The organism is Paludibaculum fermentans (assembly GCF_015277775.1).
Lineage (GTDB): Bacteria > Acidobacteriota > Terriglobia > Bryobacterales > Bryobacteraceae > Paludibaculum > Paludibaculum fermentans.
In genome coordinates this window covers 7,236,854-7,247,259 of record NZ_CP063849.1, presented here as the reverse complement: position 1 = coordinate 7,247,259, position 10,406 = coordinate 7,236,854, and the positions used below count along the sequence as shown (strand labels likewise).

General features: G+C 62.6%; 6 protein-coding genes. 2 read left to right on the top strand and 4 right to left on the bottom strand.

The window, feature by feature from the left end; translation table 11 throughout:
* Positions 1-35 precede the first annotated feature (35 nt).
* On the top strand, positions 36-971 hold the full coding sequence (locus IRI77_RS28725) for a DUF4097 family beta strand repeat-containing protein (RefSeq protein ID WP_194448408.1): 936 nt from the start codon (positions 36-38) through the stop codon (positions 969-971).
* Positions 972-1,103: 132 nt separating this feature from the next.
* Here the strand turns inward: IRI77_RS28725 and IRI77_RS28720 are convergent, their stop codons facing one another.
* Positions 1,104-2,282: a hypothetical protein gene (locus IRI77_RS28720; protein WP_194448407.1), complete on the bottom strand. Its 1,179-nt coding sequence runs from the start codon at positions 2,280-2,282 to the stop codon at positions 1,104-1,106.
* 272 nt (positions 2,283-2,554) lie between these two features.
* Between IRI77_RS28720 and IRI77_RS28715 the strand changes: the two genes are divergently transcribed.
* Positions 2,555-3,997: an alginate export family protein gene (locus IRI77_RS28715; RefSeq protein ID WP_194448406.1), complete on the top strand. Its 1,443-nt coding sequence runs from the start codon at positions 2,555-2,557 to the stop codon at positions 3,995-3,997.
* A 3-nt stretch (positions 3,998-4,000) separates the two neighbouring features.
* Here IRI77_RS28715 and IRI77_RS28710 read toward each other — a convergent pair whose 3' ends face one another.
* The 3 genes from IRI77_RS28710 to IRI77_RS28700 all read right to left on the bottom strand — a co-directional run bounded on the left by IRI77_RS28710 (position 4,001) and on the right by IRI77_RS28700 (position 10,349).
* Entirely contained in the window at positions 4,001-6,694 is a 2,694-nt protein-coding gene (locus IRI77_RS28710; protein ID WP_194448405.1) for an ABC transporter permease, read from the bottom strand.
* 9 nt (positions 6,695-6,703) lie between these two features.
* Positions 6,704-7,033 (bottom strand): PadR family transcriptional regulator, encoded by a 330-nt coding sequence (locus IRI77_RS28705; protein ID WP_194448404.1) that lies wholly within the window; start codon positions 7,031-7,033, stop codon positions 6,704-6,706.
* Positions 7,034-7,610: 577 nt separating this feature from the next.
* The gene (locus IRI77_RS28700) at positions 7,611-10,349 is read right to left on the bottom strand and encodes a chemotaxis protein CheA (RefSeq protein WP_194448403.1); all 2,739 of its coding nucleotides are present in this window, start codon (positions 10,347-10,349) and stop codon (positions 7,611-7,613) included.
* Between the last annotated feature and the right edge of the window lie 57 nt (positions 10,350-10,406).

Sequence of the window (10,406 nt, the reverse complement as noted above, 5' to 3'; positions counted from 1 at the left end):
ACCGCTTGGTCCGTAGTAAAGACGACGAGGTCTCTATGCAACGAAACTGGCTCGCTCTCTCACTAGTCTTTGGAACCCTCACGCTCACCGGTTGCGACATCGATCCGTCGGACTGGGGCAGCTCAGACCGGTATAAGGAGGAGTTCTCCTATCAGCACAAGCTCACCCCCGGCGGCCGTGTCGTACTGGAGACCTTCAATGGCTCCGTTGAGGTACTCGGCTGGGATGGAGACCGCGTCGACATCAGCGGAACGAAGTACGCATCGCGCGAAGAGGTCATGAAAGACCTGAAGATCGACGTCATTTCCGACCCCGGCTCGATTCGCATTCGAGCCCTGCGCCCTATCGAGCGCAACTGCAATTGCGGAGCCCGCTTCGTGATCAAGCTCCCCAGGAAGGTGATTCTCGACAACATCCAGACCTCGAACGGCAGCATGCGGATTGAGTCCATCCAGGGCAGTGCCCGGCTGAAGACGTCCAATGGCTCCATCCGTGTCTGGAACGTCGAAGGCTCACTGGAAGCCACCACGTCCAACTCCAGCATCGAGCTGGATAAGTTCAAGGGCGCGGCCACCCTCGTCACCTCCAACGGCCGCATCAAGGCCGACGGCGTGGAGGGCGCCTTCAATGCCCACACGTCGAATGCCTCGATCGACGCCCAGGTGGTTTCGCTGGAGACCGGCCGGTCGATGGAGCTTGAGAGCTCCAACGGCAGCATCAACGCGACACTCGACTCCTGGAATAACAATGCGATCCGCGCCAGCACCTCGAACTCGTCCATCAACCTGCGCGTGCCCGAGAACATCCATGCCGACCTGCGCGCCTCGACCTCGAACGGCAGCATCACCTCGGACATCTCCATCAACACCAACCAGTTCAGCAAGACCAAGGTGAGTGGCCAACTGAATGGCGGCGGCGCGCTGCTGGACCTGACCAGCTCCAACGGCAATATCCGGCTTTTGAAGAAGTAACTGTCCCTCTCCTGCGGGAATTCCAGCCCGGCGCGCCCTGACCAGGCGCTCCGGGCTTTTTCGCGTCCAAACGCGCGTACGGGGCGGATCGGCTCCGCCCCGTACGAATGATCTGTTGTGCTGGAGTAAAGTCTACTTCCGCCGCGCAACCTGCAGATTCGATTCGATCTTGCCTGCGCCGTAGCCCATGCGGAAGGCCATCGGCTTGACGTCCTTGCGCTGCGCTTCGTAGGCCGCCCGCAGGTCCTTCTGGGTGCGGAACTGGAAGTCCGCGCCGAACGGCGACACGTAATCGCCATAGAGCTGGACCTGCCAGTGTTCCGGCGTGAAGTACTTCCACGGCACACCGGAGTCGTCCTGGATGATCAGGGCGCTGTCGTCCAGCACCATCTGGCGGATGAGCTTGAAGCCGTCGCTGTGCATCATGTAGGAGGTCGACTTCAGCAGCGTGCAACTCTTGCCCAGCCCGGCCACGTAGGTCTTAAACGCCGGGTTGTCCTTCATGTGGGCGTCGTCCAGGTTCAGCGAGATGTAGACGAGGGTGGCCGGCTTCTCGCCCGCCCGTTCGATGTCCAGGGACAGGCCGCGGTTTCTACCGAAAGCCGCGCGCTGGGTGTCCACGCCGCGCGGAACGAGCTTCCCGTTTTCGTCCAGTTGGACGTACTGGTAGCCATTGATCTGGTAGCCCAGCCGCGCCAGCAGGATCAGCATCGGCTCGGCCACACCATCGGTGACCTGGCCACGCAGTTGACGGTCCATCTCGCGCGTGACAAAGAAGCTCTTGCCCAGCAGGGAGGAAAGGGTGCTGGCGATTTGCGGCAGCTCCTTGCCCAGGTCGAGCTTCTCGAACTGAGCCGCAGTGGGTATGCGGCCGGGCGGTTCCAGCGCGGCCATGGAATAAGTAGTGTGACCGGGGAAGAACACCAGCATGGTCAGCGCGTCGCCGCCGGAAAACGGATACCAGATGGGGCTGCCGTCCACCGGCGCGCCCACCAGTTCAGCCTGCTGGAACTTGGTCATCCCCGCCTTGCGGCGCTTCTCGAAGCCGGCCCAGGCTTCGTCCATCTGCCGGGCGTGGTCGATCCACGCCTTCTGGCTTTCGAGAGCCTTGTAGGCGCTGCCTTCCCGGCCGGGCATGCCGGCGAGGAATCGGGCGGCGTCATCGGCTTCGCGGTTGGCGGGTTTCGCCGGTTCAACCGCGGTTTTTTCAGGAGCGGATTTCGTGGTGGAGGTCGCCGGACCCTCCGAGGCATGACAAGCGGCGAGTGCAAGAGAGCTGATCAGGCACAGCAGGAGCCCGTTACGGTTCATGGGTCATCCTTAGTGTAGCGTCCCATCAGGCTATCGAATGGGTAGATTCTGGCGAGGGGAATTGAAAACTTGGATCCCGCTTATGGTGGAAACCGCCTGCCGGCGCCTCCCTGGCGCGTGGAGCGGCCTGAGGAATGCATTCTGGACCCTGCGGTACCGTCGGTCCATTTCCGGCATATCTTTCGTCGATTGGAACTTAGTATGATGGGTGACACCTCCTCGGGTAGCCAGGTCACAGTCGCGTTTAAATCTCTGGGATTGCCAACACCTCCATGCGTTACACCCTACTTGTCGTCAGTTGTCTCTGGACCGCCGCCGCCTTCGGCCAGGATCCTATTAAGGTAGGCAACGTCACCATCAGCGGGAGCCTGCGCTCCAGGACCGAAATCTGGGACTACTTCCAGGGGGCGGCCAACAACGACTATGCGTTCAGCGGCAACATCTTCAAGCTGAGCTTCGCGCAGACGGCGAAGAAGGTGGACTGGCAGTTTGAGCTGGCGGCGCCGTTCCTGTTGGGTCTTCCCAACGATGCGATCGCCCCGGCTCCGCAGCTTCAGCTCGGGTTGGGCGGCAACTACTTCGGCGCGAACAGCGCACGCCGCCATGCCGCGATGATTTTCCCCAAGCAGGGCTATCTGCGCTTTAAGGGGCTGTTTGGCGACAAGGACCAGAGCCTGCGGGTGGGCCGCTTCGAGTGGATGGACGGCGGAGAAGTCACCCCGAAGGACGCAACCCTGGCGGCGCTCAAGCGCGACCGCGTCAACCAGCGGCTGATCGGGCCATTTGGCTGGTCGCATGTGGGCCGCAGCTTCGACGGGTTCGAGTACAAGGCATCGAAGGGCGCCATCACCTATTCGGTGGTCAGTGCCCTGACAACGCGCGGCGCGTTCCAGGTGGACGGCTGGGGCAACCTGAAAACCGGCTTCTCGTACGGCTCGGCGACCGGCCAGGTGGGCAAGGGGAAGAACGTGGGTGAGTGGCGCGCCCTGGCGGTGTACTACCAGGATTGGCGCCACGTCCTGAAGACGGACAACCGGGCGGCGGCCGTGCGGCTGGCGGATATGAACAACATCCGTATCGGGACGTATGGCGGCCACTATCTGCACAAAATCGAGTCCTCGGCCGGCATCTTCGACTTCATGCTGTGGGGCATGCTGCAGAGCGGCAAGTGGGGCAGGCAGGATCACCGGTCGAATGCCTTCGACCTGGAAGCGGGCTGGCAGCCCAAAGTGATGGCGAAGCTGAAGCCGTGGCTGATGGGCGGGGTTACGCGAACAGGCGGCGACAACGACCCGACGGACAACAAGCACGGTTCGTACTTCCAGATGCTGCCGACGCCACGGCCCTATGCGCGCATCCCCTTCTATAACATGATGAATAACCAGGACATCTACGGCATCCTGGCGCTGCGGCCGCACAAGGCCGTGACCATCCGGTCTGAGTTCCATTCGCTGAGCCTGTCCAACCGGAACGACCTCTGGTATGTCGGCGGCGGAGCGTTCCAGCCGTGGAGCTTCGGCTTCATCGGCCGCAACACGGGCAAGGCGAAGAGCTTGGCCAATCAGTGGGATACGAGCATCGACTGGACCATCAACAAGAACTGGAGTATCACGGGCTTCTACGCCTATGTGGACGGCAAGACGGCCATGCGGGCGATCTACCCGAACGACCAGAATGCCCAGTTCTCCTACATTGAGCTGAACTATAAGTTCTAGCGCCTACTCGCCGCGGAGGGCCACGACCGGATCGACGGCGGCGGCCCGCCCGGCGGGGAAGGCTCCGGCCATCAGGGCGACCAGGGAGAAGACTGCCGTGGCGGAGCCGATGACGAGCGGATCAACCGTCCGTATGCCGAAGAGCAGCGATCGGACGAGAGTCATGAGGCCGAGCGAGGCCACCAGGCCAGTGAGCAATCCGCCCCCTACCATACCGGCTAAGTCCTTGCCCACCAACATCACAATCTCCCCGCGCTGCGCACCGAGGGCGGAACGGATGCCGATTTCGCGGGTCCGGCGGGCGACGGAGTAGTTCAACAGGCCGAACAGGCCGATAGCCGCCAGAACCAGGCCCAACAGGGCGAAGGTTCCACCGATGACAGCCAGCAGCCGCTCGCGCAGAAGCGTGTTGCCGACGAGGGTGTCGAGCGTCGTGACCTCGCGCAGACGGGTGCCTGAGCCGACGGCCGCGGCCTCTCTTTCGACGAGCCTGGTTAGCGAAGGCAGGTCCAGATTGGAGCGGACATGCAGGGTGTAGTAACTGCTGCCCTCCGCCGGCATGTAGACGATGGGGACAGGCGCTTTCCGCAAGCTGGAGTAATGTGAGTCGCTGACGACTCCGACGATACGGTGAGTCACCATCGAGGGCTGGCTGGAGCGTTGAAATGATTTGTCCAGTGCGGCCTCCGGGTCTTCTGAATTGAAGTACCTGCGCACGAAGGCCATGTTGACCACGGTGGCGACGACCGGATCGTTGTTCGCCTCGCGCGGCGTGAAGTCGCGGCCCGCCAACATGCGCATCCGCATCGTGTTGATGTAGCCGGACGACACCGGGTAAAAGATCTCTTCGCGGTCACTGGGCGATTTGCCGGGCAGAAAGATCTGGTCCGTCCAGGTGCTCCCTTCCAGAACTACCCAGGGGGCGACGGCCGCGGCCTGTACTCCGGAGAGCGCCGCCATGCGGTCTCGCATCTGGATCATCAAATTAGACTTTGGGGCCTTCTCCTGGGCGGGCACCTCGTTGCTGATGGAGAAGAGGGCCAACTGGTGCGGGTCGAACCCGGCGTCGACAGCCCGCAAGTTTCTTAGGCTGAATAGGAAACAGGCTCCGGCCATGACGAGGCAGAAGGCAAAGGCGACCTGAACACTGACAAAGAGGCGGCCCAGGCGGAGGCGTCCGCCATGGCTGGCCGCGCCGCGCAGCACCTGCATGGGCTGAGTCCCCGAGGCTTGCCAGGCGGGCAGCATGCCAAAGAGCAGGGTGGCCAGGGCGGAGATGAGCGCACAGAACAAGAGGACACGAGAGTCCATTTCGAGCGCAAACCGGTAGGGGTCGCCAGGGGTAGCGAGCATCGCGACGACCGCGGGAGCCGCCAATCGGGCGATGAGCCAGCCGGCTACTCCGGCCAGACCGGCCAGCATGAGGCTCTCCGTCAACAATTGGCGGACCAGACGCAAGCGCGCCGCACCGAGAGAGATGCGCATCGCCATCTCGGCAGCGCGGGCCGAGGCCCGGGCCAGGAGCAAGCTGGCGACATTCGCACAGGCGATGAGCAGGATGGCGGCAGCGACACAGAGCACAACCCAGAGCGGCCGGGCAAAGGTCCGTCGGAAGGTCGATACGCCGCGGGCACCGGATTGGACGAAGATCTTCATCTCCAGAATCTGTTTCCGGACAACGTCAGGCACCGTCGTCATACGCTTCAGCCTGTTCTCGTTGGACTGGCTGAGCACGGGTTGGAAGCGGGCGGCCAACTGCTCGCGCGTCGTGCCGGGGCCGAGCCGCCCCGTAATGCGCATCCATTGCCAGCGATCGTTGGTGAAGGCCTCCTTCTGATACATCATCGTGGGCACCCAAATGTCGACGAAGCGGCTGGGCTCATTGCCGAAGAAGCCCTCTCGCGCCACCCCGACGATCGTGTACAGAGTCTTGTCGTGGAGCAGTGTGCGGTTGATAACACCAGGGTCGCCATGGAAGCGGCGCTGCCAGAAGTCGTAGCTGAGGACCATGACGGGGTGGCCACCGGGGACCTTGTCTTCGGCGGCGGTGAACAGGCGCCCCAGGGCCGGGGTCACGCCGAATACCTGGAAGAACTCTCCGGAAACATAGGCGCGGGTGACCTTCTCGATGGGTGCCCCTGGGGCGGAATCGCTGATTTCGGCCCGGCCGGGAAAGCCGACGCCGGCCAACCGGGCGGAATCGCCAGCCGCCTCCCGAAAGCTATTGAATACAGGGTAGTTGAAAGAGGTGTTCTCGTCGCTGGTCTCGGAGCCGGGTTGCTGGATGGGCGGAGTGGCCAGGTAGATCAGACTGTCCGGGTCCGGGACAGGCAGTTTGCGCAGGATGGCGGCGTCGACGACGGAGTAGATGGCTGTGTTGGCGCCAATGGCGAGGCTGAGGGAGAGGATGGCGGTGATGGCGAAGACCGGGTTGCGGCGGAGGGCGCGCCAGCCGTAGCGGAGGTCCTGGAGGCCGGTTTCGAGGCCCAGCCAGAGTCGGATGTCTCGGCTGCGTTCCCGGATGAGGGTGGAGTTGCCGAAGCGGAGGGCGGCCTCGCGGCGGGCCTCCTCGGGCGACAAACCTTTTGTCTCCAGTCGTTTGGCGCGCTGCTCGAGGTGTTCCTGAAATTCGTCTTCCAGCTCGGTTTCGAGAGGTTCCGGCCGCAGAGCGTTCCTGAATCGAGTTAGCCAGCTCATGGGACCTCCTTACGCCTGCTGCAGGACACGGGCGACGCCCAGGGAGAAGCCGGCCCAGCGTTGGGTTTCGGCGGATAGCTGGCTCTGGCCTCCATGCGTGATGCTGTACTGGCGGGCCCGCCGCTTGCTGCCGGTGATGGTCCATTCGGCGGCAACCCAGCCCTTCTCCTCCATGCGGTGGAGGGCTGGGTAGAGAGAGCCTTCCTCGACCTTGAGGGCTTCGTCGGAGAGGTCCTCGATGAAGTTGGCGATGGCGTAGCCGTGGAGGGGTCCGCGACGGTCGAGCAGGGTGAGGATGAGGAGGTCGAGAGCGGTTTGGGCGGAGTTCTGTGGAGGCATACCTATTACGCTAGGGGTACAGTTCTAGGGATAGTGAACCATGGGTGTGGAGGGAGGTCAAGTAAACAAAGCGAAGAGGCTGCGGCGGCGGAAGGAAGAACAAAGTGGGAATAAATGGGTTTGATCCCTCAGAGAGAGTGGATTGGCTTGCCAGTTTCGGTTGTTGGCGGTCGTACCCGGGCGGGCGCCGTTGGGCGGAATGGGTTTGATCCCTCAAAAACAGTGAATGGGTTTGCCGGAGCCTGTCCCGGCGGTCCCTTTTGGGTGGGGACGGTTGAGCAGGATGGGTTTGATGCCGCAGGGAGAGTGGATTGGGTTGCCCGATTTGGGCAAGGGAGCATCCTCTGAGAAGACAAGGCGCTCCGCCGCCATTGCGGCCCCCATCATTGACGCGCAGGTTTGGATTTCAAAGACCAGGCGGCACAAAAGTGCGGCCGAAACCGCCCCACCGCGCACAAAGCGTAGCAGACGGCACGGGCCGCAGCCGCAGCACGACACCGGGGATGGATGAAACAAAAGGAGATATTTCCTCGCGACCGCGGTGACGATCAGTTTCCGGCCCTCTCGAGTCAAGCCACTAGGTGCAAGCCGTGACGACCAGACTATGGCACTCCAGCGGATTCAGGACCAGAACCACGCGTCCGTCGCCCATGATGGCAGCGCCCTGAAACTCCCTGCATTGCTCCAAGCCGCCGGTCAGGGGTTTGACGAGCACCTCGACTTCAGTCATGAACCTGTCGACAACCAGACCGTATCGGACTGTGCCTGCTTCCACAATTGCGACAGAAAGCTCAGTTTGCCGGGCGGGCGCCTGGCCCAGCATCTCCGCGAGGTTGAAGATGGAATAGACCCGGCCCCTGACTTGGGCCAAGGTCACCCCGCGGTACAGGTGCACCGCTTCCAACGGCAGTTTGACCATGTCGTGAATGCTACTCAAAGGCAGGACATACTGCTGCCCTCCCGCCTCCAACAGGATTCCCTTGGAAACAATCAGACTCGTGGGCAGTTTGATCAGGAAGGTGGTGCCGCGGCCGGGCTGCGAACGGATCTCGATGGCACCGTGCAGAGCGCGGACATTGCTGCGGACGACGTCCATGCCGACTCCGCGGCCGGAGACATCGGTGACTTTCGCAGCGGTCGTCAAGCCCGGCAGGAAGATGAGTTGAAAAGCGGCTTCATCGCTCATCCCAGCGACGGTCTCGGGCGCGAGCAGACCCTTGTCGACGGCCTTTCTCCTAAGCGCTGCAGCGTCGAGCCCACGCCCATCGTCGGCAATCTCAATCACCACACCGCCGGCCTCGTGCCGCGCTCGCAAGGCCAGTTGTCCGGACACGCTTTTTCCGGCGGAACGACGTTTCTCCGGCGGCTCGAGGCCGTGATCCACCGCATTGCGGATAACGTGAACGAGCGGGTCTCCGATTTGCTCCAGAATCGTCTTGTCCAGTTCGATGCCCTCGCCTTCGATTACGAGCTGAACTTCCTTACCGAGCGAGCGGGCGAGGTCCCGCACCAGGCGAGGGAATCTCTGGAAAACGGTTTTGACCGGCAGCATCCGAATCGACATGACACTACTCTGGAGTTCGTCGGCGATGCGCGAGATATTTGAGCCCGCGTCCTTGAGATCCTTCGCCAGTCCTGTGCCAGTCTCGCGGTCATTCAGCTTCCGCACCAGCAGGGGGAAGGCGCCGCGCGCCACCAGCAGTTCGCCGACGATCCGCATCAGGTTATCCAGTTTGTTCTGATCGATCCGAATGGTGGACGGCGAGGCGGAGCCGCCAGTGCGAACCTCCGAAGTCCCCGGGGGGAGCGGTGCGGCTGAGGCAGGTTCCGATTTGCCGCTCACAGCTCCGCCGGCCGAAATTCGATCCAGGGCGCAACGGGCTGCGCGAAACGCGCTGTCGAGAGCCAAACGATCTTCTCCGCCCAGGGCTGAGCCCGCACTCATCGCGGCATCCAGGATTCGCAGTTGTTGCGCCAAGGGTTCTTCCAGCTCAGGGCAGTGCCGGTACTGGACAGCAGCCGACAAGGTTTTGAGACCACGCAGGTAGGTTTCGAGAACAGGCCGGGTAGCTTCGCCGCCGTTGCCGATGCGCTGGAAGCAACTGTCGATCAACTCCACGCACTGTGACGCCGTGTTCAGAAAAGCGGCTTCCCTGGGGTTGGCCGGCTGTGCGGCCGGCGCGTCTCCCGCAGCAACGCCCAAACGCGCGAGCAGTTCCAGCGGGGCCGGACCGCCCGAGCCGGTGTGCTTCAGCCTTCCCAACAGGTTGCGGATGGCGTCACAAGTCTCGAGCACGGTCTGGACAGTCTGCTCCGTGGGCCGTACGGCGCCCGCTGCCCGGTAGGGATCGAGGTGCGATTCCAGCCCGTGAGCCACGCGGAGCAATAGCGGCAAGGGATGGCCGGCAGTAAGAGTCTCGCCCTTGACATCGCTCAAAAGCAGGCCCGCGTTACCCTTGATGCTGTGGATTCCCCGAAAAAGGGAATCCAACTCGTCCCTTGCGGCCGGACCAGCGGCCAAGGCGAGCGCGTCCCGTTCCATTGCTTCCAGGTGGTCTTCGCACTCCAGCACGAACAGTTCAAACGCCTCCGCGGGCACGGAACCAAGCAGGGACACCGCCGATTCCTGATCGTCCAGCAGCCGGATGCGGAGCTCGCAATCGTCCTCAGCGAATACAAATACGTCCCTGATCGCGGAGGGACCGCGGTCTGTCACAAGCAGGATTTCCCACCAGAGGTAGCAGAGCTCGGGCTCGAGCGAAGGCAGGAGCGGGACCTGATCGGAATGGGCGGTGATGTGTGCCTGTCCGAGTTCACGCAAGTCGTCGAGCAACGTGACCGGGTCGGCTCCGGAATAGAACAGATCCCGTTTCGGCTTGAATGTAATCTCGAATGCCGAGCGAGTGAGCGTCGCCGGCATTTGATCTTCGCCTTGCCTGGCAGGAGGATTTGACGACGCAGGCAGAAGTTTCGCGAACGCGCCGGCCGCTTCCGCCTCTCCGGGTATAGCGGCTCCTTCGGAGTTCTGCTCAATGAGCAGGCGAATGACATCGCACGCCTTCAGTCCGCAATCGATCAACTCCGGAGTGACGGTGAGACGTCCTTCCCGCGCGAGATCGAAGGCCTCCTCCATGCAGTGAGCGAAGCGAGCGAGGCGCGTGAAACCAGCGGTTGCCCCCGAGCCCTTGATGGTATGGATGGCCCGAAAGACGCGATGTACGAGAGCTGAATCAGCCGTCACCTCCTCGAGTGCCAGAAGGGCGGAGTCGAGTTCGATCAGCAAATCGAGAGCCTCTGCCCGGAATGCACTCCGCATCTGTTCCATCACGTCTATTGACATCGTTAACTGCCGCTTTCGGTTTCCATTTCCCTG